Raw genomic sequence first — 23,242 nt, forward strand, 5'->3', positions numbered from 1 at the left:
TGGGTTAAGCCCAGGCTCAGGCGGCTTCGGTATTAGCGAAATTCAACAACCGCGACACGTCAAGCACAACGAGAAGATTTTCCCGCAGACGATAAATACCCGTGGACACTTCGCGCCAACGCGCGTCCATCGTGGCCGGCTGACGCTCGAAGTCATCCGAAGTCAGGCTCAAGACTTCACCGACGCTGTCGACCATCAGGGAATAAAGCTCGCCCTTGTGGTCCACGACGATGCTCATGCCGGGCTTGTCCGCCGCACGCGGCGGCAGGCCCAGGCGCAGGCGCACGTCGATGGCGGTGACGATGCGGCCGCGCAGGTTCAGCGAACCGGCAACCTCCGGCGGCGCCAGGGGAATGCGGGTGATGCGCTGGGGACCCAGCACGTCCTGCACCTGCAGGACCGGGATGCCGAACACCTGATCGGCGATGGTCATGGTGACGAAGTCTTCGTTCTTGACGACCGCGACTTCGGTGCTGGCGGTGCGCTTGGCGGGCAGGTTCGTACTCATGCGGCACCCTTGGTCTCGGAGATGGTCTGCTGCAGCGTGAAGAGAAGAGCGTCGCGGTCGAACTTCGCCACATAATCGGTGAAGCCGGCCTGCCGGCCGCGGTCAAGGTCGCGCGGGGTGGCGTGGCTGGACAGGGCCACCAGCGGCACGTTCTGCCAGCGGCTGTTGCCGCGGACGGCCTGGGCGAACTCCAGCCCGCTCATGCCCGGCATCTCGATGTCACTGACGATGACGTCGAAGTCCTCGCCCGACTCACAGAGGCCCAGGGCCTCATCCGCGCTCTGCACCGCCGTGACGTCGTAACCCGACACGGTCAGCAGCGGGGTCAGCAGGTTGCGGAAGAAGGGGCTGTCGTCGACCAGCAGCACCTTGTGCAGGCGCTCATCCTCGAAGCGGTCGGTGGCGTTGCCGAACCAGTCGCGGAAGGCCTGGGTCAGGTAGAAGCCGGCGTCGATGACGTCCGTCGCCTTGTCGGCGATGATGGCGCTGCCCATGAAGCCGGCGCGTTCCGTGCCCAGCTCCACCTGCAGGCGGTCCTCGACGATGTCGATGATCTCATCCACCACCAGGCCCATGGAGCGGTCGCCGTCGGCGAACACCAGAACCGGCTGGCGCTTGTCGCGCTGGACCTGCCAGGACGGGTCGATGGGCACCAGCGGCATCAGCTTGCCACGATACTGCACCACCGGCTGGCCGTTGGATGCCTCGACCTGGTTGAGGTCGATGTCCTCCAGGCGGGCGACCAGCGACAGCGGGACGGCCTTGGGGGCGCCATCGCCGGCGCGGAACAGCAGCAGGGCCATGCGGTCGTCCTGACGGGTGGACTGCTTCGCCTCGGCGGCGGCGGCGGCGGTGTCGTGCACGCCCCCCGCAATCTCGCCGGAGAAGCTGGCGATGCCGTTGGGGTCCAGGATCATGATGACGGAGCCGTCACCCAGGATGGTGTTGCCCGAGAACAGCTCGATATGGCGCAGGATGGGGGCCACCGGCTTCACCACGATTTCTTCCGTGTCGAAGACGCGGTCGACGATGATGCCGAAGGTGTAGTTGCCGACCTGGGCCACCACGATGAAGGTTTCGCGGTTGTACTGGTCACCGTCGCCCAGCTTCAGCAGCCGTTCCAGGCTGACCAGCGGCAGCAGGCGGTTGCGCAGACGCAGCACGGGCGTGCCGTTGATGCGCTCGATCTTGTGCTCGCTGTCGTTGGCGGCGCGCACCAGCTCGATCACGCTGATCTGCGGGATGGCGAAACGCTCGCCACTGCATTCCACAACAAGGGCCGAAACGATGGCCAGGGTCAGCGGGATCTTGATGGTGAAGGTGGTGCCCCGGCCCTCGATGGACTTCAGCTCGATCGTGCCGCCGATCTTCTCGATGTTGGTCTTCACCACGTCCATGCCGACGCCGCGGCCGGAAACGCTGGTGACCTTGGCGGCGGTGGAGAAGCCGGCCTTGAAGATGAACTGCTGGATCTGCTGGTCCGACATGCTGGCCAGCTCGGCCTCGCTGGCCAGGCCGTTCTGCAGGATTTTGCGTTTGATGGCCTCGATCGCCAGGCCCTTACCATCGTCGGAGATCTCGATGATGATGTGGCCGCCCTCATGGAAGGCGTTCAGCGTGACGCGGCCGGTTTCGGACTTGCCTTTGGCCACGCGCTCCGCCGGCAGCTCCAACCCGTGGTCGGCGGAGTTGCGGACCATGTGGGTCAGCGGGTCCTTGATCAGCTCCAGCACCTGACGGTCCAGTTCCGTCTCGGCGCCCAGCATCTGCAGATCGATCTTCTTGTGCAGTTCGTGCGCCAGGTCGCGCACCAGGCGCGGCAGCTTGGCCCAGGCGTTGCCGATGGGCTGCATGCGCGTCTTCATGACGCCTTCCTGCAGCTCCGACGTCACGTGGTTCAGGCGCTGCAGCGGGACCGCGAACTCGCTTTCCTTCTGGCTGCGCAGGATCTGCAGCAGCTGGTTGCGGGTCAGCACCAGCTCGGAAACCATGGTCATCAGGTTTTCGAGCAGATCGACGTTCACGCGGATGGTCTGGTTGGCCAGCGACGACTCGCCACCATCACCGCCACCGGCGGCGGGCGGGGGCGGCGGAGGCGCCTGGGGGGCGGCCGGGGCCGGGGCCGGCGGGGCGGCCTCCGCCACGGGCGCCACTTCGCGGGTTGTGGCGGCGGCCGGCACCGACGGCGCGGCGGCCACGGGGGCCGGCGGCGGGGCCACGGGTTCCGGCACGGGCTCGGGCGCCGGCGGCGGGGGGGGCGGTGCGGCGGCGGCAGGGGCCGCCGCGGCGGGCGCCTCCCGGCCTTCGGCCAGCGCGTTCAGGCGGTTGATCAGGTCTTCGTCATTACCGGCCGGCTCGGCCTCGGTCTTCTCCAGAACCAGCAGGATCGACTTGATGGCGTCCAGGGATTCCAGGATCAGCGTGACCGCGTAGGGGCTGACGTTCAGCTCGCCATCGCGGAAGCGGCCCAGCACGTTCTCCGACGCGTGGGCCACCGCTTCCAGCCGCGGCAGGCCGAGAAAGCCGCACGTGCCCTTGATGGTGTGAACCAGCCGGAAGATGTTGCTCAGCAGGCTGGGGTCATTCGGGTTCTGCTCAAGCCGCACCAACTCAACGTCCAAGACCGCGATATTTTCATTGGTCTCGGTCAGAAATTCGCTCAGCAGATCATCCATGGTCCACGTCCCGTTGCCATGCGCGTGTCGAAGCCGTCCCGACGGGCGGCCCCGCTTGGAATAAGGTTTAAGCCCCCGACCCCGCCCCACATCAAAACACCCGGCCAAGCCCCTTCGGCCGTCATGGGTGTCTTAATAGTGACAGGGGGTGCCACTCCCTACACCCATCTTTTCCAGAAAGACGATTAAGAACACGTTACTCCTGCGAGATTGATGGCGTGCCCCGGGCGACAAGACAAGCGATAAACGCGTTAAGGTTCTCTATCGGCGTGAAACGGCGCCCGGGCCTTGTCAGCCGGCCCGTCTCTCCAGCCAGAAACGCAATGCTTCCGTACCTTTGGCCTCGGTGATGATGCGCCAGCCGCACTGTTCGGCGAAGCGGCCGGTGACATAGGCCTGGACGCTGCGCGGGGTCAGGTCGGCCTGCGCCACGGCCCCGTCCAGGGCCTCGCGCACCTCGTCGCGCAGGCTGACGGTGCGCCCCTCCGCCGTCACCGAGAGCGCCGCGCCGCCGGCCCCGGCGGCGACGGTCACCACCCCGCCGTAAGGCATGGCCTCCTCCGCCAGCAAACCCAGGTTCAGCGCCAGTTTCAGGACGCCGCCGTCAGACCCCGGCATGACATCGGCCGGCCAGTCCAGGCGCGTGCGCCCACCCCGGAACCAGGCGCCCAGCACCGTCCGCGCCTCAGCCGCGGTGAAGGCGCCGCTGTTGCCCGCCGCCCCATAGGCCAGGCGGAACAGACGCAGGCGCCGCGCCGCCTGGTCGGCGCTGTCAGCGATCAGGGCCATGGCCTCCTCGGCCATGGATGGGCCCATCTCCTCAATGAGTTCGACGCCATTGCCGATGGCGCCCACCGGGCTGATCAAATCATGGCAAAGGCGGGAGCAGAGCAGCTCGACAACGTGCAGTTCCAAGGAGACCGTCATTCATATGGGCCTTGTTTTGGGGCCTTGTCCGGGCGGCATGGCGGTTCATAGTGGGCATGGCGCAGCATAGTGGACGCCCGTCCGGATGGCAGGGGTTTAGCGAAGCGCCTGCCCAAGAACAAACGGATAAGGGCAAAAGGATAGGTGATGTTTTTTTCGCCACCGCCGGTGCCACCCCATACCCTCTAGCCCTAGGATATACGCCCCATGGCCCCCTTCCCACCCGAATCAGGCGCGACCGCAGCACTGCTGACCCCCGGCACCTACGTCGTGCACACCGGCCAGCCGGACTGGGGCCTGGGACAGGTGCAGTCGGCCGTGGGTGTGCGCGTCACCGTCAACTTCCCCCACGCCGGCAAACAGACGATTGATGCCAGCGTCGTGCCCCTGCGGGTGGTGGAACCGGAAGATTGGATGCCCTGACCACACTGCCTACCCGGTCGCCCACCCGCCGGCCCGCCCGGCCATGGCCCTCATCGCAGCGTTGCCGCCGTCACAGCGTCCCCCTCGACGCTAAGAGGGGGCTGCATTGTTATGGTTGCCGCACCATATTTGCCGTAGATGAGGGTGGGGATGCGCCGCCGCCGGGCGGGCGGCTCCCCGAGCAGCGTGGTTGAGGACGGTTAAAACGATGGCGGACGGCGCCCTGACACCCATGGCCAACGGTACCCCCGGCACGACGATGCCGGCGCGCGGCCAGCCGCCGCTGATTGACCCCTTCGGCCGGTCCATCCGGTACCTGCGCGTTTCCGTGACCGATCGCTGCGACTTCCGCTGCGTCTATTGCATGGCGGAGGAGATGACCTTCCTGCCCAAGGCGCAGGTGCTGTCGCTGGAAGAGCTGGAACGGCTGTGCGGCGCCTTCATCCAGACGGGCGTGCGCAAGCTGCGCCTGACGGGGGGCGAGCCCCTGGTGCGCCGGGGCATCATGGACCTGATCCGCCGCCTGGGCCGCCACCTGGACACAGGGTTCCTGGACGAACTGACCCTGACCACCAACGGCAGCCAGCTGGCCAAGTACGCGGCCGAGTTGTACGCCGCCGGTGTGCGCCGGGTGAACGTCAGCCTGGACACGCTGGACCCCGACCGCTTCCAGGCCATCACCCGCTGGGGCAAGCTGGCCCCCGTGCTGGACGGCATCAAGGCCGCCAAGGACGCCGGCCTGTCCGTGAAGATCAACTGCGTGGCCTTGCGTGGGGTGAATGATGGCGAGGTGCACGACCTGGTCGCCTGGTGCGGGCGCGAGGGTCACGACCTGACCTTCATCGAGGTCATGCCCCTGGGTGACATGGACAGTGGTGACGCCGGGGGGGCCAACGAGGGCGGCACGGTACGGGCCGACCAGTATTGGCCCCTGTCCATGTTGCGGGCCGAGCTGGCCAAGCGCTGGACCCTGACCGACCTGCCCATCAGCACCGGCGGCCCCGCCCGCTATGCCCGGGTGGCAGAGACAGGTGGTCGCGTCGGCTTCATTACCCCCATGACCCATAATTTCTGCGAAAGCTGCAACCGCGTGCGGCTGACCTGCACCGGCATGCTGTACATGTGCCTGGGCCAGGACGATGCCGCCGACCTGCGCGCCGTCATGCGCGGCGCGCCCGGCGATGACGACACCCTGCTGGCCGCCATCAAGGAAGCCATCGCCCGCAAGCCCAAGGGCCACGACTTTATCATCGACCGCCGCCAGAAGGCGCCGGCCGTGTCCCGGCACATGAGCGTCACCGGCGGCTGAGACCGGCACGCCCCTCGCGATCCGTTCTCAAGGACACCGGTTTCCCGGGCACCACGGCATTTCCTTTGCCCGGATCAATCCGTTAAGGTGTGCGTCCGTTTCGGTCAAAAGGCCCCGCCTTTCCCCTCCCTCCCCCCGAGTCCTGGACCCAGGCGAAAGCGCCATGCTCGACGAACCCACACGCCCTGCCGCCTCCCCGCCGGGCTCAGCCGGCCAGGCGCCCGTCCCGGCAGCGGCGGAGGCGACCGCGCAATGCGCCCCGGTGCCCCTGCCCGCCAAGCCGGCCTTCTGCATCGTCGCGGCGGAGACGCCGGAGGCGGAAGCCGCCCGCGCCACATTGTCGGAGCGCTATCGCACCGTGCGGGCGGAGGATGCGGACGTCATCATCGCGCTGGGTGGCGACGGCTTCCTGCTGGAAACGCTGCATCGCCATCTGCCCTTGTGCAAACCCGTCTACGGCATGAACCGCGGTTCGGTCGGCTTCCTGCTGAACAACTTCAGCCCCCGGGGTCTGACCGACCGCGTGCGCCGGGCGCAACGCGTGGCGCTGAACCCGCTGCGCATGGTGGCGGTCAACGCGCAGGGCCGGCACGAGGCGCTGGCCTTCAACGAGGTGTCGCTGCTGCGTGAGACGCGCCAGGCCGCCAAGCTGCGCATCAGCGTGGACGGCGTGGAGCGCCTGACCGAACTGGCCTGCGACGGCGCGCTGGTCTCCACCCCCGCCGGCAGCACCGCCTACAACCTATCGGCCCACGGACCCATCGTGCCCCTGGGCGCCGGCATCCTGGCGCTGACCCCCATCAGCGCTTTTCGTCCCCGCCGCTGGCGTGGCGCCCTGCTGCCCCACACCGCCAAGCTGCAGTTCGACATCCTGGAGGGCGCCAAACGCCCCGTCAGCGCCGTGGCCGACTTCACCGAAATCCGTGACGTGGCCCGGGTGGAGGTCTGCGAGGATCGCAGCGTGGCGTCCATCCTGCTGTTCGACCCGGAGATGAACCTGGAGGAACGCATCCTCAAGGAACAATTCACGCCTTAGGCGCGTACCTCAGGCCGCATCGGCCAGCGCATCGAACGGCAGCGGATCCTGCGGTTCAATTAGCGGACGGCCCAAACGATGGCGTTCGATAATGTGCTTATTGACAAGCACGGAGCGCACCGTTTTCTCGCTGACATGGAAATGGTGCGCAGCCTCAGCAATATCTTCATCACTGGGGTTGGTGCTGTCGAGGAACTCGAGCAGCCCCTGCGTTGGACACAATAGCGCGGCAGCAAAGGCGCGTTGAAATTTCTGACGGGCTGACCCGAGTGTGGAGATTGCACCCAGCGCTGAGCAGCCACTCCAAATTGCGTCACCCAACGCGCGCGCCGCTTGGAATCGTCGATGGTGCGCCCGCCTTGCGGTGAGCAATAGGGTCTGGGCTTTGCCCTCTGGCGCCAGCCGCAAAGCGTAGGGGGCAGCTTGGGAAAGCGTCTGGCCTGACAAATCTTTTGCTGACATGCCGAGCAAATCGGATAAGGCTTTCTGCCGTAGCGGAGTCACACCTTGGCCCATTGCGTTACGCAGTGCCTGCGCCGCCGCTTCGGCCGTCACCCAAGGCTCAAGACGCTCGGTTACGTTGGCATGGGACCCCGTCATCCGCAGAGCATCCGTAAAATCTACTTCTGCGCCCCCTTCCGCTGCAGCCAGAGCAGCATTTAGTCGCTCCGCCGATGCGTCACCCGCCCCTGCGGCGGATGCTTCTTCTACATCTGCGGGAAGGAACCTCTCCTCCAACGCTAGAAGGGATTCGATCAAATCATCTGGCCCTTCATCGGGCCGATAACCATTGACAGCTTCCAGGCGGCGCCAAGCAGCGATATCTTGGTCGGCCCGTTCATCTTGCAGCGCCCGAAGCAAAGCCGAAAGAGGATTCCTTTGTTCCCGTGGCACGATGTCACGCGCATTCTCAAGCATGCTGTCAATAGCCACTTCGAATGCCGCCGCCGGAACATAGGTGATCGCATTGGTCAAAAACCTCACCGGCCCAACGATGCCGGGTGGATCCGCTTTGCTGATCAGCATTACGCGCTCGCGATCACCCCAGAGCGTCACGTTGGGCCACGCATTGCCATGACCAATAGCCGTCATTTCGTGGGCCATGCGCCACTCAGCAGAGAGCTTAACCGGCTTGCTTTCCCAGCGGTGGCGCCACCAGTTGTCCGCAAACCAGAAAGCCAGCGGCGCGCTTGGGCAACACAGGGAATAAGAGGCATTCGGGCTGTTACCGCGCACCAGACGCGTTAGTACCGTTTCGCCAATCGCGATCCTCAGATTGATGCTGCCGCTAGAGTCCAACGGCTCAACGGGCGTTAGTTGGATGCTCAGATCATTCATGGCTGGAATCCATAGAAATTAGCGCAACGGTCGGCAGCATCCCGGTCGGCCTGCGCGCCACTCCGGATGGCCCAATTTGCGAAGCGCTCCCACACCTGCTTCGCGAAGGAATCGGTGGGCAACAGTGGATAGCCGTGCCACTCGTTAAGTCCGGTATTGGTGCTCATTAATTCATAGATCCAGCCGCTGTCATCAACGGTCCATATTAGGTTCCCGACAAGGCCAGCACTTTGGGATCGAAGGAACAGGTCCGGAATTCTCACCATGTCAGATTTACCAAATCCGGCATGCTCATCACACAAAGACCGATCTGTGTCTGCGCCATGATAAGGACCAGCGTTATATAGATATGGATTCCGTTTATGTTTGCCGGAACAGCCATACCGAATGCCTAAGAACCGTGCCGTAAGATGGTGAGCGGTCGGGTTCGGATCAAGCTGCCGGGTGCGATGGTCGTCATTTCGCTTCGGTAGGTTGGCTCGAGTTGTCGGCTTTCTCATCTTGCTGATGACCAACCCAAGGTTATTAATTCGCGAATATTAAAGACCTCCAGCTTTACGATCCCCTCTGGGATGGAGGGTGCGGGCTGAAATCCTACTCCGCCGCCAGGCGTCGGTCGCCCGCGCGTGCCAGGGCGAAGGCGTGGATGGCGCGCATCAGGTCTTCCAGGTCGTGGGACAGGCGCCAGTAGCCGTCGTGGCGCTCCAGCGTTTCCTCGTCCATGTACAGGCGCCGGTCGATTTCCAGCTGCAGGCTGTTGCGCCCCCGGGTGGGGATACCGTAGCGGCGCACCAGCTCCACGCCCTTGTAGGGGTCGTTGTGGCGCACGCGATAGCCCATGCCGCGCAGGGTGGCGGCCACGAAGCGGCTGAAGGACGGATCGCAGCAGACGCCGTCGCGATCGCCCAGCACGAAGTCGGCGCCGGCATCGCCGGTGCCCAGGGTGGGCATGGAATGGCAGTTGATGTGCCAAACCTGGCCGAAGCGGGCGTGCAGCCCGTCCAGCGCCGCCTTCAGCTGGGCATGATAGGGACGCCAGTAGCGCTCGATGCGGGCCTGCACCTCCTGCACCGTCAGCTTGGCGGCGTACAACGCCTCCCCCGGGCGGCTGACGGTACGCACCAGGCCCATGCCATGGCGGCTTTTCTCCGACGGATTCAGGGGGCCGGGCCAGGGGTCGGCCAGGCAGGCGGGGTCGATGTCGTCCTCCGCCCGGTTCACGTCGATGTAGCTGCGCGGGAACAGGGCCTGCAGCAGCGTGGCGCCCAGGGCCGGCGCGCGGGCGAACAGCTCATCCACATGCGCGTCTTCCGACTGGCGCAGCAGCATCAGCGGGCAGCGCGGGGTGAAGCCCAAGGGATAGGCGGAACCGCTGTGGGGCGAGTCATAGACGACGGGAACGGGCATGCCTTCCGGATCGTGGCGCACCAGCACGTCGTCTATGATGAATTTCATGCCACCCTCACAACCGCCGATGTCGGAGGCAACAAAGCCAGCCGCCACAAGCTTTTACCATAGCGCAGGCTGGGGCATCCCGTCCCTTTCCTTGACGCGTCGGACCCGTCACTATTGCTCAACCAGCCCAATACGGAAAAGGCAGCCATGGTTCCAAGGGGTTCGGACCCGACAGTCTGGGATGGATGCTCGTGATGTGGGACCGGTTCAGCCAGCCCCCCGGCCCCGCCACGCCCGAGCCGCCGCTGGCCATGCCGGACCTGCGCGCCCACCGCATGGGCAACACCGGCGTTCCCTATGTCTGGCGGTTCGAGGCCAAGGCCGAGGGCCCCCACGTGGCCGTCGTCGCCCTGATGCATGGCAACGAGCCTTGCGGCGCCGTGGCCTTGGACCGGCTGTTGCGCCGGGGGCTGCGGCCGGCGCGCGGCACCTGGACCCTGGCCTTCGCCAACACGGATGCCGCGGCGGGCGGGCGCCTGTTCGGGCCGGCGGGCACGCCGGCGCGCTATCTGGATCGCGACATGAACCGCCTGTGGGCCGGCGCCAGGGCGGAGGTGCCCGCCCGGGGCCCGCCGCCGGTCTACCCCCAGGGGCGGGAACAGGCGCGCGTGGCAGCCATCGCCCCCTGGATCCTGACGGCGGACCTGTTGCTGGACCTGCATTCCATGCAGGTGCCGTCGCCCGCGCTGACCCTGTGCGGCCGCTCTCCCCGGGCCCGCGCCCTGGCGGTGGCGCTGGCCGATCCCGGCTGGGTGGTGGCGGATGACGGGCATGCGGATGGCCTGCGCCTGATCGACCATCCCCGCTTCTCCGCCCCGGGTGGCAGCGCCGCCGCCATCCTGATAGAATGCGGCCAGCACTCGGCCCCGGCCGCCGGCGTCCAGGCCTGGCGCGGCCTGATCCGCTTCCTGGCGCAGTCGGAAACCCTGGACGCCGCCACCGCCCGCACCCTGCTGACGGAGGCCAACGCCCCCACCACGCCGGCCAAGCCCACCGTGGTGGACGTGACCCACGTCATCCAGGCGGAAACGGATGAATTCGCCTTCGTGAAGCAATTCCAGGGGCTGGAGCGTATCGCCGTCGGCGGCACCCTGTTGGCCTTGGACGGCAAGCGCGCCCTGCATACACCCTACGACGACTGCGTGCTGGTCATGCCCACGCGCACGCCACGCCGGGGGCAGACCACGGTGCGGTTGGGGCGGATCGTTTAGTTTTCCCGTCACGCGGCATGCGGCGGCCATGAGGCCCCGCCGCGCCCGTCTTCACATGAACTGGGCGCGGTTCAGCAGATCATAGAAATTGCGCAGCACGGCAGCCCTTTCGGCCTCCGTCGCCAGGCCCTCGACGAACTTGGTGTCGAAATTGGGCTGGCGCAAATGGGTGATGATCTGGTCGCGCACGATGCGCCGCGCCTTGGGGCTGGCCAGCACCTCCGCCCCCGCGAACTGCACCAGGCGGGTGGCGCGCACCCGCAGGCTGGCGGACGGGTCGTCCAGCCGCTCGATCACCCGGCCGTCGATGATATAGGTCGCCACCAGGTCATCCAGGCGCGCGCCCAGCTTTTCGCCCATGTCACCCGGCAGGGCGTCGCCCTCCGTCACCAGGCGATAGAGTGCGGCGCTGGCCTCCATCTTCGGCTTCAGCGCCAGGGTGCGGTCCACCAGATCGTTCAGGCCGCCCACACGGTTGGCGATCTCCAGGGCCTGGGCGGCGATGGCGGCCCCGTCCTTGGCGCCCAGGTCCGACCGCGCCAGGCAGGCCAGATAAGCCAGCCGCTCCGCCCCCGTGGGCAGCAGCTGCAGCACCGATTCCAACGCCAGCCGGCGCCCCTCGGCCCCGCCCTGCTCAATGAAGCGGAGATAGCCCATCAGCACCGCCTCGGCCATGGCCGGGCCGCCCAGCAGTCCGTCGGGCCGCATCAGGCGGGTGACCAGGTTGCGATACTTGGCGATCTGCTGCAGGGGCTCGCCGTGCGACAGGCGCTGGGAGCCCCGCACCTGGCGGCGCAGGAAATCCAGCAGCACCACGCGTGTTTCATTGCCGTGGGGCCCCGCCACCCAGCGGCTGATGGCCGCCGTGCAAGGCGGCGACATCTCGATCTCCTGGGGCTCGAAGGTACCGCTGACCAGGTCGATCATGCGGTTCAGGGCCGTCATCAAGTCCGGTTGCCGGCCCAGCATGTCGCGCACCATGTCGGGCGCGCCCAGCACGTCGGCCAGCAACTGGTCCAGCAGGGCCGCGTCATCGGCCGGCAGGCTGTCGTCCGACGCCAGGTCGATCAGCAACTCCGCCTTGCCCAGCAAACCACGAATGTTCACCAGGTCGCGGCAGACGATGACCTTGCCCAGGTAGGCCGCCTCTTCCGCCGCCACGTCCGGGCTGGCGGCCGTGGCCGTTCCCAGGATCTCGTCCACCTGGCGCATGGTGGCGGCGAAGCCGATCTCCTTGGGGTACGGCAGGGCGCGGTTGGCCACGGCCTTCTCCGCCCGCTGGCGCAATTCCTCCAGCACGCCCAGGATGACGTCGCGGCGGGCGCGGCTGTCCTCCCCTGTCTCCTTGCTCTGCAGGGTGGCGATGCGGCTGACGGCGTTGGGGACCAGCGCCTCGAAGTTCAGGACGCGCTTGGCCTCGCCGGCGTTGTGCAGCAATTCGGACGCGGTGACACCCTTCTCATCCAGGTACTGGCGCAGCACGCGGGAGATCAGCACCCGGCTGTCGAAGGCCAGGTACTCCTGCGGCACCTGGCAATAGTGCGCCTTCTCTACCGGCACCGGAGCGATGGCGCGCTTGGGCTCCTGTCGGTATTCGGTGTGGATGACGGTGTCTACCGTCTCCCCGCCCCGACCGGGACGGATGAATTCACGGATGATGCGGACGGCGGTGCGGTTGGGCAGGATGCGCGCGGCCAGCGCCCGGGCATCCTCCTCCTTGCGGCAGATCTGCTCAGTGATCCAATGGTCGTCCTTCAGGTATTGCACCTCGAAGGAGACGCCACGCGGCTCGCTCAACGGTGGCGGCCGGTCGGCCTTGTCCTGCAGCAACCCGAAGACCATCGCCCGCCCCAACCGGCAATAACGCCCGGTGGGCGGGGAAGCCCTTCCCCGCCCGACCCAGGCCATCTTCCGGCCCATTGGCAGCCCCGCCACTAAGCCGAACGCACCACCGATATATGGATGCTGCCTAAAAGGTGACGCCGCTCAGGTGGGTAGTCAACCGAATGATGTATGCCCAGCGGGGGAGGTGGCCGCTTTTCTACCCCGATTGAACAGGGTGTTAACGCTCCGGCTTGCCCTTGGTCCAGGTGGGGTTGGCGTTGAACAGCGGCACCGTGGAAATGGCCATCTTGGCCGACGCGTCCTTCACCTGGCGGCTGTAGACGACGTAGATCAGGGTGTCGTTGGCGCGGTCATAGATGCGCCGGACGGCGATGGACTTGAAGATGAGGCTCTTGCGCTCGGAAAACACCTCCTCCCCATGCTTGGAGGTGTCGATCTTGCCGATGACGATGGAGCCCGTCTGCCGGCAGGAGATGGAGGTGTTGGACGGGTCCTCGAACCAGTTGCCCTTGCGCAGCCGGTCGATGACGCTGCGCGAGAAGCTGACGATATGGCAGGTGACGCCCTGGATGTCCGGGTCGGGCACCGCCTCCACCGTCAGTTCGTTGCCCGTCCAGTCATTGCTGAACGACCCCACCTCGTCGGCGCGGGCGGCCCCCGCCGCCAAGCCGGCGAACGTCAGGGCCGCGGCGAGCAGCAGGCGCCTCAATTGGTCAGGTCTTCCATGGTCTGGCGGACGATCTGCACGATCTGGCCGCCGCGGCCGGCCACATCGAAGCCGGCAGCACTGCTGATGACCGACAGCTCGATCTCCGTCGTTGGGGCGTAACGGGCGATCTCCGCCACCACGACGTTGGACAGGACCTCTTCCCTGTCCACGCCCAGCGACTTGGCGACCTCGGTCCGCCAGCTGTTGATGGCGGAGATGATGGCCGATTCGATCTGGGCGGTCTCCTCCTTGCGGCGCAGGTCCCGGTACTGGACCAGCACGCGCCAGGCCCCCTCGGCATAGGCGGTGTCGATGCGCGAAACCTCCACCGTGCGCAGGAACGAGGCCAGGCGGGTCTCGTCCTCGTCATGCGTGGCGTCACGAATGGAGAAGGTGCGGATTTCCAAGGTCATGCGCTATCCCGGTCAGAGGGCCCGGAGGGGTCCGCCCGGCACCGGGCCGGCGGGCCACATCCATGGATACCCGGCAATATAACCGAGGCAGGGGCGCTTGACAGGGGGCTGAGGCACCGCCGCGATGGTTTTTCGGGGTTGGCTTGCGGATTTTCGCCTCGCGCCCGCCTGCGGATTTCACTATCACCAGCCCGATCGTTCGCCAGCCGACGGGTCCCCACGGGGCCCCGGCATCCCGGCGGACGGTCCCCTTCCGCCGCCGCTGCCAAGGAAAACGACCCATGCCCACGATCCACGTTATCGATGCCGATGGCGCGGAGCACGTCATCGAGGGGGATGTGAAGGCCTCCGTGATGGAAAACCTGTGCGATCACGACCTGCCGCTGGACGCCGACTGCGGCGGTTCCTGCGCCTGCGCCACCTGCCACGTCCTGGTGGACGCCGGCTGGGCCGCCCGCCTGCCCCAACCCAGCCTGGATGAGCAAGCCTTGCTGGAGGAGGAGCCGACCTACCAGTCCGGCCGCTCGCGCCTGTCCTGCCAGATCGACTTCAAGCCCGAGCTGGACGGCCTGCGCCTGACCTTGCTGCCGCGCCGTTGAGGTCGGTGACCGCCTAAAGACAAAGGGCGCTGGTGATCCCTCACCGGCGCCCTTCGCATTTATGGGGTCGGTCGACCTCAGGCCTTCTTGGCCAGTATCCGCTCGGACGCCAGTTCCGCCAGGATGCTCCAGCGGGACAGCGAGATGAAGTGGGAATAGACCAGGCCCAGGTAGCCGCGCTTGCGCCAGTCCAGGAACACGTCGTCCGGCAGCTCGTTGAACTTCTTCTCATCGATGATGGTGAAGCCCGTGAGGGTCATGCGGCTGTTATCGTGCGACAGCGTCAGGTCCAGGCGCTGTTCCACCAGCAGGCCGCGGTCGTGCAGTTCCTTGCAGAAGGCGCTGGTCGCCACGGCGGACTGGTTGAAGGTGGCGCAGAAGTTCAGGGCGTCGTTGCCGGCGGCACCGGCCTTGTCCCCCTCGAACAGGGGGACGTCGCCGTCCGGCCCCACCAGGTTGGCGTCCTCTTCCAGGCACAGTACCAGGCGCTCGCGATCCGGCGTCTCCATCATCAGGAAGGGGTAGCGGCGGACATAGGCCGGGATCGGCGTGTTCTTCCGCCAATTGCCCTCGCCGTCCACGAACAGGTTCTCGTCCGGACGCACGCCGGTCAGGACCACCGCGGCCGGGTTGTTGCCCAGGGTGAAGACGATGGGGTAGTGGCCGTTGAGAGAGATGAACTCCTCGCCCACGATCGGAATGGCGTTGGCGTTGGCGGCGTAAGAGAACGTCCGCTGCTGCTTCAGCTTCCAGTCCCCGTGACGGCTGATATCGACGGGAACGGGCTCCCGGTAGAACGGAGGCATCTGGCCGGCTTCGGAATTGGCGGCGGCGGCGTCGGTCATGGCGAAAGGTCCTGGTTTACCGGTTAAATTCAAACTGACCGGGAATTGGACCCTGATGTGCGCGCCCTCTCCCCCGACAGGATGGGCTCTGGAGTGCCGGAATTGTATGCGTGAGTCAACAGCCCCGCGACCCAGCCATGACTTGGACGCGTGACGAACTGTGACATTTCCGGCTTCGCGCCGCCCCTGTCAGCGGCTGCGCAGCGTGGCCTTCTTGCGCTGGGTGTCCACCTCCTGCTCACCCAGCCAGATGACCAGCGTGGCGGCGCCGGAGATGATCTGCAGCACCTTCTCAGCCTTGGCCGGCATGCGGATCTTGCGCGTCATGCAGTAGCTCACCAGCGCCGCGGCCACCTCCATCTCGGCGAAGGTGGCCTCATGCATCTTGCCGTAGTCGTCCTCGATGGGAAGCTGCACGGTGATGGGCGGTCCCTCGACGATGACGGGGTCCTTCACCATGCCCACGGGCAGCTTGCGATTGAGGCGCCCCGTGAATTCCACGATCGCCGTCATCAGCTCCCGTTCGGTGAAGCTGATCGCGCGCAGCTCCTGCATGCCCCGTCCCCTTGGATACCAATGCCCCTGATTGGGGCAACCGGCATCATATAGGCGGGCCGACACCCAAGTCACCCCCACCGTAAGGATCATAATCATCCTGATTCACAACGAAAAAGGCCGGCCGCCCACCGGGGCGCCGGCCTCTTCCGTCATGGTCTTCGAAACCTCAGGCGACCTTGGCCATGCCCTTGGCGCGGCCGGCGGCCAGGCGTTCCCGCGCCATCTGGTCCGCCACCTCGTTGGTGGGCCGGTCCTCGGCGTCGGCGCGGCGGAAGATGTCCGCCAGCGTGCCGTGGATGGCCTCCACCTTCGCCAGGATGGCTTCCTTGCTGTAGGTGCCTCCGACCTCGCCCGCGACGTTGATGATGCCGCCGCCGTTGATGACGTAATCGGGGGCGTAGAGCACGCCCAGGGTCCGCAATTGCCGGCCGATGGCGTCCACCGACAGCTGGTTGTTGGCACCGCCGGCCACCACCTTGGCCTTCAGCTGGGGCAGCGACTGCTCATTCAGCACACCGCCCAGGGCGCAGGGGGCGAAAACATCGACGTCCTGGGCATGGATGACGGAGGGATCCACGGCCGTGGCGCCGTGGCGGTCGACCACCCGCCTCACCTGGTCGGCGAAGATGTCGCTGACGACCAGGACGGCGCCGTCGTCGGCCAGGCGCTGGCACAGGTGACTGCCGACATTGCCCAGGCCCTGCACGGCGACGCGCACACCCTTCAGGCTGTCCGTGCCCAGTCGGTGCTTTACGGCGGCCTTGATGCCCAGGTAGACGCCATAGGCGGTGAAGGGCGACGGGTCGCCGCTGGCGGCGGCGCCGTGGTTCAGGCCGGCCACATGCTTGGTCTCGCGGCCCATGACCTGCACGTCGGCCACGGTGATGCCCACGTCCTCCGCCGCGATGTAGCGACCGCCTAGGCTTTCCACCATACGGCCGAAGGCGCGGAACAGCGCGTCGGACTTGGCGGTCTTGGGGTCGCCGATCAGCACCGACTTGCCCCCGCCCAGGGGCAAGCCGGCCATGACGTTCTTGTAGCTCATACCGCGCGACAGGCGCAGAACGTCCTTCACGGCGTCGGCCTCGGTCGCGTAAGGCCACATGCGGCAGCCACCGCAGGCGGGCCCCAGGGTGGTGTCGTGGACGGCGATGATGGCCTTGAGGCCACTCTCCGGGTCACGGCCGAACAGGACCAGCTCGTGATTGTCGAAATCCGGAGCGTCGAACAGCATGGGGGCACTCTCCTGCCTGGGGCCCGGAACCATGGCGCCGGGCCGGTGATCCGGCCCATGGCGCATGCGGCGGGGGCGGAACTGTCTGCGGGACGAAGCTTAGGGGCGGGACCTGGGCCGGTCGATTTCGTTGTTTTATTGCGCGGCGCAGCTTTGGCGAACACTCAGGCGTCCGCCGTGCAATGTCCTGTCGCGCCGCCGGCGCCGCGACTGGAACTCCCCCGGAATCGGGTCGCGGTGGGATGGAAATTGCCGGCTCAGCGGCCGACGCGCAGGCCCGGCGGGCGGCTGGGGCGGGCGGCGGCCTCCCCCAGGCGGGGCATGACACGGCCATCGGGCAGGCGCGTGTCCTCACCACCCAGCGAAGGCTCACGCCGGACGTCGCCTGGCCGGCCTCGCTTGGGTGCCTTGCGGCTGGGGCGGCGGCCGCTCCACCACCAGATGCCGGCCATCAAGGCCAGCAGGGCACCGACGAAACCCAGCAGGGCGTTGCGCGCCCAGTCCGGCGCGGTGATCTCGGTCGGCGCCTGCTCCGGCGTGTCGCCGGTGGACTGTGTCTCCACCGCGATGCGGCCGGCGCCGGTGGTGCTGGTGGCGTCCAGGCCCGGGGCCGGCTGAGCATTCGCAGTCCCGCCGGGGCGCTGGGTCACGGACGGCGGAGGCAAGTCGGCGGACGCGCCCGCCGGGGCGGAAGCACCCGGGTTGCGCGACACGCTCAGCACCGTACTTTCCTGACTCTGGGCGCCCTTTTCCACCCCCACGGCGGAACGGGCGGCTTTGGGCTGCACGTCCTCTTCCTTCAGGCGCGGCTGAGAGGCCCTGGCGCGGCTGGTGGGATCGGCCAGATTGCCGACGGTCTTGTCCACCGGGCGGCCCTCCATCATGTGGGCGATGGTGTCCTGGTCCAACTTGCCGGTGACCTTCAGTCCCTCGGCCTTCTGGTATTGCCTCAACGCGGCGATGGTGGGCGGGTCCATGCGCGAGGAGGCGCGGCCCTCATACAGCTCTTTTTCCTTCAGGATGTTCTGGGCCCACTGGATGGTGGCGCTGTTGGGCTCACCATTGGTGTCACCCGGGGCGGCCAGCGCCAGGCCGGCGCCCGCCGTGGTCAGCATCACCGCCGCGATGGCAGAGGCGAACAAGGGCCGGCGGGCATCGAACATCGCGAAACTATCCTCTTTCCAGGTCACGTCACGGCAGGGGAAACTTCGGATCAGCGTGTTACAATTCACGCCACTTTGCCATGCGCATTTTAGCCGCCGGCCCCCGTGCATGCTGCATTGCGTCCAAACGAAGTGGGTATCTCTGACGGCGACTTTGGAGGCGCCCGGCGACAACCGCCCCAAAATCAACCGTCATTGTGTGAAAATAAAGGCGTCGGGGACCATAACGTTCCCCGGCCGGACGCCAGACAAGACAACGAACCAAGACAACAAACGGAAAACGCCGATGACTGTGCACCCCGAGGCCGAGAGCTGGCCACTTGAAGACACGCCCACCCTGGACCGTGGCGTGCTGACCGCCCACATCAACGACTTGGGGGCGGAGCTGGTGCGCCAGATCGCGGAGAAATACCTGGACGACGCGCCGTCCAGCGTGGCGGCGGTGCGGGCGGCCCTGGAGGCGCAAGACCTGCCCCTGCTGCGGAAGCTGATCCACCGCCTGGGCGGCGGCGCGCAGACCGTCGGGCTGGCCGCCCTGTCGGCCCAGGCCCGCAAGGCGGAGCATGCGCTGCGCCAGGGCCACAACGACGAAGGCATCCGCGAGGCCACCCGCCTGCTGGCCCGGGTCGGCAGCGACTTGGCCGTGCTGGATGAATTCCGCGCCAGCCTGAAGGGCTGATGCCCACCCCTTAAAATGAAACGGGCCCGATCCAGCCGGACCGGGCCCGTGACGTTTTTGGACTTTGCCGCGGCGGTTACGCCGGGCCGGTGACGTCGGCGCCCAGGCGATAGCCCAGGCCCTTTTCCGTCAGGATCAGGCGCGGCTGGGCGCCGCCGTCGTTCATCTTGCGGCGGAGGCGGCTGACCAGCACGTCGATGGTGCGGTCGCTGGGATTGCGGTCGGTGCCGCTGACGGCGTCGATCAGCTGGTCGCGCGTCACCACCCGGCCGCCGGAACGGACCAGCAGGGCCAGCAGCTCGAACTCGCCCCGCGTCACCCGCACCTCGACTCCCTGGGTGTCGATCAGGCGGCGACGCGCCAGGTCGATGGTCCAGCCGCCGAAGCGGCGCACGGTGCCCTCGGCCCGGCGCATCTTGCTGGGATGGGTCCGGCGCAGCAGGTTGCGCGCCCGGGCCAGCAGCTCACGCGGGTTGGGCGGCTTGGTCACATAGTCATCGCCACCGGTTTCCAAACCGAAGACACGGTCGTCCTCATTGGCGCGCCGGGTGACGATGATGATGCCGACGTTGGAAATCTCGCGTATGTCGCGGGCGATGGAGAAACCGTCCTCGTCCGGCAGTTCGATGTCCAGCAGCACCAGATCGGGGGGTTGCCGGATGATGGCTTCCCGCGTCTGCTTGCCGTTGGCCGCCTCGGCGATCATGAACCCGGCCTGATGAAAGTATCCCCCAGCAAGGCCCTGGTCGCCGGCTCGTCCTCAACGATCAGGACCAGCGGCGCTTCCACACTCTCCGTCATGACTCTTCCAACCCCCCTGCCGGCCATTGCCCCAAATGCACCGCCGGACGTTGGCGACAGAATGTCCCTCGCGGGCCGCCAACGCAAGTCCCTGGCGAACCAGGGCTGTGCGGCCTTGCTATAGGGAAAAAGGCCAGGAAGGAATCGCGAAAAGCTCCCCCAAAAGAACGAGGCGGGCGCCCATGGCCAATCGCCACATGTACCCGCCCCCGTCCGGACCCTACCGCCCAAGGTGTTCCAAGCCCGAGTCTTTGCCCGAGTCTTGGGGTATGACGCGCCGTTGCTGGTCAGCCGCCGAGGCCCAGCAGGTCAGCGTTGCCGCCGAAGGCGGTGATGTTCACGGTCAGCGTCTTCTCGGTGGCGAAGCGCAGCAGATAGTGCGGGCCGCCGGCCTTGGGACCCGTGCCGGACAGGCCGTGACCGCCGAAGGGCTGCACGCCCACGACCGCGCCCACCATGTTGCGGTTGATGTAGGTGTTGCCGCAGTTCAGGCGCCGTAAGATCTCCTGCGCCCGGCCTTCCAGACGGCTGTGCACGCCCAGGGTCAGGCCATAGCCGGTGGCATTGATGTCGGCCAGCACCTGGTCCAGGCTGTCGGCCTTCCAGCGCACCAGGTGCAGGACGGGGCCGAACACCTCGCGCGGCAGGCGCTTCAGACTGTCGATCTCATAGAGGCGCGGCCCGAAGAAGGTGCCGTTGGCGAGATCCGCGCCGGTGGGGCAGGCGTAGACCAGTTTGGCCTCGTGGTCCATGCGCTCGGCATGGGCCACCAGGATCTTGCGGGCGCCCTCGTCGATGATGGGGCCGACGTCGGTGGCCAGGTCCATGGGGTCGCCCAGGGTGACCAGCTGCATGGCGCCCTTCAGCAGATGGGCCATCTGGTCGGCCACGTCGTCCTGCACGAACAGGACGCGCATGGCGGAGCAGCGCTGGCCCGCCGACTGGAAGGCGGAGGTGATGCAGTCGTCCACCACCTGCTCCAGCAGGGCGGTGCTGTCGACGATCATGGCGTTCTGGCCGCCGGTCTCGGCGATCAGGGGGACGATGGCGCCATCGCGGGCGGCCAAGGCCCGGTTGATGAGGCGGGCGGTCTCGGTGGAGCCGGTGAAGGCCACGCCGCCGATGCGGGCGTCGGCCACCAGGGCCGCCCCCACCGTCTCGCCATCACCCGGCAGCAGATGCAGGATGTCGCCCGGCACGCCGGCGCGGTGGAACAGGCGCACGGCGCGGGCGCCGACCAGGGTGGTCTGCTCCGCCGGCTTGGCCGCCACGGCGTTGCCGGCGGCCAGCGCCGCCGCCACCTGGCCGGTGAAGATGGCCAGGGGGAAGTTCCACGGGCTGATACAGACAAAGGTGCCGCGACCATGCAGCGACAGCTCGTTGCTCTCCCCCGTCGGGCCCGGCAGGCGGGTGGGCGCGCCGAACTGCTTGCGGGCAAGGTCCGCGTAATAGCGGCAGAAGTCCACCGCCTCGCGCACCTCGGCGACGGCGTCGCCCCAGGTCTTGCCGGCCTCGCGGATCAGGATGCCCAGCAGGGCCGGGGTGTCGGCCTCCAGCGCGTCGCCCATGGCGTCCAGGATGCGGGCGCGCCCCTCGCCGCCCAGCGCGTCCCAGCCCGGCTGGGCCTGGGCGGACAGCGCCAGGGCGCGGTCGATATGCTCGGCCGTGGCGTCGGCGGTGGTGCCCACGGCGCGGGTGCGATCGGACGGGTCCAGCACCGGTCGGGCCTTCTGGCCGGCCAGGTCCTGGCCGCCGACAATGGGGCCGGCCGTCCAGGCCTGGGCCAGGGCGGCGTCGATGCCGGCGCGCAGGGTCCGCACCGTGGCCTCGTCCGTCAGGTCGACACCGCGGGAGTTGGCGCGGTCGTCACCATAGAGCTTGTCGGGGGTCGGGATACCGGCATGACGCAGCACGGGCAAAGCCTCCAAAAGGGCGATCGGGTCGGCAACCACCTGGCCCACCGGGATGGCCGGGTCCATGTAGGCGTTGACGAAATTGCTGTTGGCGCCGTTCTCCAGGAGACGGCGGACGAGATAGGGCAACAGGTCCTCATGCGTGCCGACGGGCGCGTAGATACGCACGCGCGGCACGTTCTTCAGGCGGTCCCGCGCGGCGGCGTACAGCAGGTCGCCCATGCCGTGCAGGCGCTGGAACTCCAGGTCGCGGTTGTCGCCGGCCAGGTGCAGGATGGCGGCGATGGTGTAGGCGTTGTGGGTGGCGAACTGCGGGTAGATGGCGTCCTTGGCCGCCAGCATCCGCCGCGCGCACACCAGGTAGCTGAGGTCCGTCGCCGCCTTCTTGGTGTAGACGGGGTAGTCGGTGTGGCCCTGGGTCTGGGAGAATTTGATCTCCGTGTCCCAATAGGCGCCCTTCACCAGGCGCACCATCAGCCGGCGCCCGGCGGAACGGGCCAGCGCCGCCAGCCAGTCCACCAGGTGGGCGGTGCGCTTCTGGTAGGCCTGGATGGCCAGGCCCAGGCCGTTCCAGCCGGCGAGGTCGCCATCGCGCGCCAGCGCCTCCAGCAGGTCCAGCGAGATGTCCAGGCGGTCGGCCTCTTCCGCGTCGATGGTCAGGTTGATGTCCCAACGCTTGGCGGCCAGGGACAGGTCCTTCACGCGCGGCAGCAGCTGGGCCATGACGTCGGCGCGCTTGGCGAAGACATAGCGCGGGTGCAGGGCCGACAATTTGATGGAGACGCCGGGGGCGGCGTAGGGGCCGCGGCCCGCCGCCGCCTTGCCCACCGTGTCGATGGCGTTGAGGTAGGAGGCCTGGTAGCGGTCCGCCTGTTCCCAGGTGCGCGCGCCCTCGCCCAGCATGTCATAGGAATGGACGGTGCCCTCCGGCTTCGCCTTCCTGGCCTCCGCCACCGCCTCGGCGATGGTGCGGCCCATGACGAAGTGTTCGCCCATGACGCGCATGGCCTTCATCATGGCGGCGCGGATGACGGGCTCGCCCGAGCGCTGCACCAGGCGGCGCAGCAGGCCCGGAGCGTCCCCCTGCTTCTTGGTGTCGACCTCCACCACCCGGCCGGTCAGCATCAGGCCCCAGGCGGCGGCGTTGACGAAGGCGCTGTCGGACTGGCCCAGGTGCTGGTCCCACTGGCCCTTCGTGATCTTCTCGGCGATCAGCCGGTCGGCCGTGGCCGGATCGGCGATGCGCAGCAAGCACTCGGCGATGCACATGAGGGCGATGCCCTCTTGGTTGGACAGGCCGAACTCCTGCATGAAGGCGTCCAGGGGGCCCAGCTCCGACCGGCGGGCGCGGGCGGCGTTCACCACGTCCACCGCCTGGGCGTCGATGGCACGCCGCTCCTCCGCCGTCAGGCCGTGCGCCGCCAGCAGGGCGCGCACCGCCGTCTCCTCATTCACATGCTTGGCCCGGCGCAGGGCCGCACGGGGGCCGTCAAGGTCAGGCGTGGCCGGGGAGGATGCGGGAGAGGAAGCGGTCGCCTGGTGCATGACACTGCCTGGGGCTGGAATGGGCGGTTGATGTCACGGATTATGGCGAGATCGCC

The 23,242-nt window shown here is 67.4% G+C and carries 21 protein-coding genes; 6 read left to right on the top strand and 15 right to left on the bottom strand.

The genetic code is table 11. The features are described from left to right. Positions 1–16: 16 nt before the first annotated feature. The 3 genes from FBZ89_RS28190 to FBZ89_RS28200 form a co-directional block, all read right to left on the bottom strand. Positions 17–508, bottom strand: a complete 492-nt coding sequence (locus tag FBZ89_RS28190; protein ID WP_044559593.1) for a chemotaxis protein CheW — start codon at positions 506–508, stop codon at positions 17–19. After that, entirely contained in the window at positions 505–3,183 is a 2,679-nt protein-coding gene (locus FBZ89_RS28195; protein ID WP_145754190.1) for a hybrid sensor histidine kinase/response regulator, read from the bottom strand. Before FBZ89_RS28195 ends, FBZ89_RS28190 begins: the two co-directional genes overlap by 4 nt. A gap of 291 nt (positions 3,184–3,474) precedes the next feature. Next, the gene (locus FBZ89_RS28200) at positions 3,475–4,110 is read right to left on the bottom strand and encodes a histidine phosphotransferase family protein (protein ID WP_145754192.1); all 636 of its coding nucleotides are present in this window, start codon (positions 4,108–4,110) and stop codon (positions 3,475–3,477) included. A 207-nt stretch (positions 4,111–4,317) separates the two neighbouring features. Between FBZ89_RS28200 and FBZ89_RS28205 the strand changes: the two genes are divergently transcribed. From FBZ89_RS28205 to FBZ89_RS28215, 3 genes are all read left to right on the top strand, one after another. Beyond that, positions 4,318–4,533 carry a DUF3553 domain-containing protein gene (locus FBZ89_RS28205; RefSeq protein ID WP_145754193.1) on the top strand — a complete coding sequence of 72 codons (216 nt, stop codon included), beginning with the start codon at positions 4,318–4,320 and terminating at the stop codon, positions 4,531–4,533. A 259-nt stretch (positions 4,534–4,792) separates the two neighbouring features. Further along, positions 4,793–5,842, top strand: a complete 1,050-nt coding sequence (gene moaA / locus FBZ89_RS28210; RefSeq protein WP_145754227.1) for a GTP 3',8-cyclase MoaA — start codon at positions 4,793–4,795, stop codon at positions 5,840–5,842. Between the two features lie 163 nt (positions 5,843–6,005). After that, positions 6,006–6,878 (top strand): NAD kinase, encoded by an 873-nt coding sequence (locus FBZ89_RS28215; RefSeq protein ID WP_145754195.1) that lies wholly within the window; start codon positions 6,006–6,008, stop codon positions 6,876–6,878. Positions 6,879–6,887: 9 nt separating this feature from the next. Here the strand turns inward: FBZ89_RS28215 and FBZ89_RS28220 are convergent, their stop codons facing one another. The 3 genes from FBZ89_RS28220 to FBZ89_RS28225 form a co-directional block, all read right to left on the bottom strand. Beyond that, positions 6,888–8,216: an ImmA/IrrE family metallo-endopeptidase gene (locus FBZ89_RS28220; RefSeq protein ID WP_145754196.1), complete on the bottom strand. Its 1,329-nt coding sequence runs from the start codon at positions 8,214–8,216 to the stop codon at positions 6,888–6,890. Then, positions 8,213–8,383, bottom strand: coding sequence for a hypothetical protein (locus FBZ89_RS31070; protein WP_186457631.1), 171 nt, complete (start codon positions 8,381–8,383; stop codon positions 8,213–8,215). The genes FBZ89_RS28220 and FBZ89_RS31070 overlap by 4 nt, the downstream gene beginning before the upstream one ends. Positions 8,384–8,810: 427 nt before the next feature. After that, a complete protein-coding gene (locus FBZ89_RS28225) occupies positions 8,811–9,671 on the bottom strand; it encodes an N-formylglutamate amidohydrolase (protein ID WP_145754197.1) in 861 nt (286 codons plus the stop codon). Positions 9,672–9,865: 194 nt separating this feature from the next. Between FBZ89_RS28225 and FBZ89_RS28230 the strand changes: the two genes are divergently transcribed. Beyond that, positions 9,866–10,882, top strand: a complete 1,017-nt coding sequence (locus FBZ89_RS28230; RefSeq protein ID WP_186457632.1) for a M14 family metallopeptidase — start codon at positions 9,866–9,868, stop codon at positions 10,880–10,882. A 51-nt stretch (positions 10,883–10,933) separates the two neighbouring features. Here FBZ89_RS28230 and FBZ89_RS28235 read toward each other — a convergent pair whose 3' ends face one another. The 3 genes from FBZ89_RS28235 to FBZ89_RS28245 all read right to left on the bottom strand — a co-directional run bounded on the left by FBZ89_RS28235 (position 10,934) and on the right by FBZ89_RS28245 (position 13,849). Continuing rightward, on the bottom strand, positions 10,934–12,724 hold the full coding sequence (locus tag FBZ89_RS28235; RefSeq protein WP_246172822.1) for a hypothetical protein: 1,791 nt from the start codon (positions 12,722–12,724) through the stop codon (positions 10,934–10,936). A gap of 220 nt (positions 12,725–12,944) precedes the next feature. Then, positions 12,945–13,436 (bottom strand): CreA family protein, encoded by a 492-nt coding sequence (locus tag FBZ89_RS28240; protein ID WP_145754200.1) that lies wholly within the window; start codon positions 13,434–13,436, stop codon positions 12,945–12,947. After that, positions 13,433–13,849, bottom strand: coding sequence for an HRDC domain-containing protein (locus FBZ89_RS28245; RefSeq protein ID WP_145754202.1), 417 nt, complete (start codon positions 13,847–13,849; stop codon positions 13,433–13,435). Before FBZ89_RS28245 ends, FBZ89_RS28240 begins: the two co-directional genes overlap by 4 nt. Before the next feature lie 281 nt (positions 13,850–14,130). Between FBZ89_RS28245 and FBZ89_RS28250 the strand changes: the two genes are divergently transcribed. After that, positions 14,131–14,448 carry a 2Fe-2S iron-sulfur cluster-binding protein gene (locus tag FBZ89_RS28250; RefSeq protein ID WP_145754204.1) on the top strand — a complete coding sequence of 106 codons (318 nt, stop codon included), beginning with the start codon at positions 14,131–14,133 and terminating at the stop codon, positions 14,446–14,448. 77 nt (positions 14,449–14,525) lie between these two features. Here the strand turns inward: FBZ89_RS28250 and FBZ89_RS28255 are convergent, their stop codons facing one another. The 4 genes from FBZ89_RS28255 to FBZ89_RS28270 all read right to left on the bottom strand — a co-directional run bounded on the left by FBZ89_RS28255 (position 14,526) and on the right by FBZ89_RS28270 (position 18,248). Then, positions 14,526–15,293 carry a SapC family protein gene (locus FBZ89_RS28255; RefSeq protein ID WP_145613951.1) on the bottom strand — a complete coding sequence of 256 codons (768 nt, stop codon included), beginning with the start codon at positions 15,291–15,293 and terminating at the stop codon, positions 14,526–14,528. A gap of 189 nt (positions 15,294–15,482) precedes the next feature. After that, the gene (locus tag FBZ89_RS28260; protein WP_145754205.1) at positions 15,483–15,848 is read right to left on the bottom strand and encodes a hypothetical protein; all 366 of its coding nucleotides are present in this window, start codon (positions 15,846–15,848) and stop codon (positions 15,483–15,485) included. Between the two features lie 169 nt (positions 15,849–16,017). Continuing rightward, a complete protein-coding gene (locus FBZ89_RS28265) occupies positions 16,018–17,085 on the bottom strand; it encodes a Glu/Leu/Phe/Val family dehydrogenase (RefSeq protein ID WP_145754207.1) in 1,068 nt (355 codons plus the stop codon). A 257-nt stretch (positions 17,086–17,342) separates the two neighbouring features. Continuing rightward, a complete protein-coding gene (locus FBZ89_RS28270) occupies positions 17,343–18,248 on the bottom strand; it encodes a peptidoglycan-binding domain-containing protein (RefSeq protein WP_186457633.1) in 906 nt (301 codons plus the stop codon). A gap of 286 nt (positions 18,249–18,534) precedes the next feature. On the opposite strand from FBZ89_RS28270, the gene FBZ89_RS31075 reads away from it, so the two are divergent. Next, entirely contained in the window at positions 18,535–18,927 is a 393-nt protein-coding gene (locus FBZ89_RS31075) for an Hpt domain-containing protein (protein WP_186457634.1), read from the top strand. A gap of 76 nt (positions 18,928–19,003) precedes the next feature. Here FBZ89_RS31075 and FBZ89_RS28280 read toward each other — a convergent pair whose 3' ends face one another. Further along, positions 19,004–19,633, bottom strand: a complete 630-nt coding sequence (locus tag FBZ89_RS28280) for a response regulator transcription factor (RefSeq protein ID WP_246172824.1) — start codon at positions 19,631–19,633, stop codon at positions 19,004–19,006. Positions 19,634–20,015: 382 nt separating this feature from the next. Further along, on the bottom strand, positions 20,016–23,186 hold the full coding sequence (putA, locus tag FBZ89_RS28285; RefSeq protein WP_145754210.1) for a bifunctional proline dehydrogenase/L-glutamate gamma-semialdehyde dehydrogenase PutA: 3,171 nt from the start codon (positions 23,184–23,186) through the stop codon (positions 20,016–20,018). Positions 23,187–23,242 lie beyond the last annotated feature (56 nt).

Origin of the sequence: Nitrospirillum amazonense (assembly GCF_007828045.1) — a bacterium.
Lineage (GTDB): Bacteria > Pseudomonadota > Alphaproteobacteria > Azospirillales > Azospirillaceae > Nitrospirillum > Nitrospirillum amazonense_C.

What these genes read in the sequence shown, in the direction of transcription:
- FBZ89_RS28190 (WP_044559593.1), bottom strand. Translation starts at nt 508, where the DNA reads ATGAGTACGAACCTGCCCGCCAAGCGCACCGCCAGCACCGAAGTCGCG.
- FBZ89_RS28195 (WP_145754190.1), bottom strand. Translation starts at nt 3,183, where the DNA reads ATGGATGATCTGCTGAGCGAATTTCTGACCGAGACCAATGAAAATATC.
- FBZ89_RS28200 (WP_145754192.1), bottom strand. Translation starts at nt 4,110, where the DNA reads ATGACGGTCTCCTTGGAACTGCACGTTGTCGAGCTGCTCTGCTCCCGC.
- FBZ89_RS28205 (WP_145754193.1), top strand. Translation starts at nt 4,318, where the DNA reads ATGGCCCCCTTCCCACCCGAATCAGGCGCGACCGCAGCACTGCTGACC.
- moaA (WP_145754227.1), top strand. Translation starts at nt 4,793, where the DNA reads ATGCCGGCGCGCGGCCAGCCGCCGCTGATTGACCCCTTCGGCCGGTCC.
- FBZ89_RS28215 (WP_145754195.1), top strand. Translation starts at nt 6,006, where the DNA reads ATGCTCGACGAACCCACACGCCCTGCCGCCTCCCCGCCGGGCTCAGCC.
- FBZ89_RS28220 (WP_145754196.1), bottom strand. Translation starts at nt 8,216, where the DNA reads ATGAATGATCTGAGCATCCAACTAACGCCCGTTGAGCCGTTGGACTCT.
- FBZ89_RS31070 (WP_186457631.1), bottom strand. Translation starts at nt 8,383, where the DNA reads ATGAGCACCAATACCGGACTTAACGAGTGGCACGGCTATCCACTGTTG.
- FBZ89_RS28225 (WP_145754197.1), bottom strand. Translation starts at nt 9,671, where the DNA reads ATGAAATTCATCATAGACGACGTGCTGGTGCGCCACGATCCGGAAGGC.
- FBZ89_RS28230 (WP_186457632.1), top strand. Translation starts at nt 9,866, where the DNA reads ATGTGGGACCGGTTCAGCCAGCCCCCCGGCCCCGCCACGCCCGAGCCG.
- FBZ89_RS28235 (WP_246172822.1), bottom strand. Translation starts at nt 12,724, where the DNA reads ATGGTCTTCGGGTTGCTGCAGGACAAGGCCGACCGGCCGCCACCGTTG.
- FBZ89_RS28245 (WP_145754202.1), bottom strand. Translation starts at nt 13,849, where the DNA reads ATGACCTTGGAAATCCGCACCTTCTCCATTCGTGACGCCACGCATGAC.
- FBZ89_RS28250 (WP_145754204.1), top strand. Translation starts at nt 14,131, where the DNA reads ATGCCCACGATCCACGTTATCGATGCCGATGGCGCGGAGCACGTCATC.
- FBZ89_RS28255 (WP_145613951.1), bottom strand. Translation starts at nt 15,293, where the DNA reads ATGACCGACGCCGCCGCCGCCAATTCCGAAGCCGGCCAGATGCCTCCG.
- FBZ89_RS28260 (WP_145754205.1), bottom strand. Translation starts at nt 15,848, where the DNA reads ATGCAGGAGCTGCGCGCGATCAGCTTCACCGAACGGGAGCTGATGACG.
- FBZ89_RS28265 (WP_145754207.1), bottom strand. Translation starts at nt 17,085, where the DNA reads ATGCTGTTCGACGCTCCGGATTTCGACAATCACGAGCTGGTCCTGTTC.
- FBZ89_RS28270 (WP_186457633.1), bottom strand. Translation starts at nt 18,248, where the DNA reads ATGTTCGATGCCCGCCGGCCCTTGTTCGCCTCTGCCATCGCGGCGGTG.
- FBZ89_RS31075 (WP_186457634.1), top strand. Translation starts at nt 18,535, where the DNA reads ATGACTGTGCACCCCGAGGCCGAGAGCTGGCCACTTGAAGACACGCCC.
- FBZ89_RS28280 (WP_246172824.1), bottom strand. Translation starts at nt 19,633, where the DNA reads ATGATCGCCGAGGCGGCCAACGGCAAGCAGACGCGGGAAGCCATCATC.
- putA (WP_145754210.1), bottom strand. Translation starts at nt 23,186, where the DNA reads ATGCACCAGGCGACCGCTTCCTCTCCCGCATCCTCCCCGGCCACGCCT.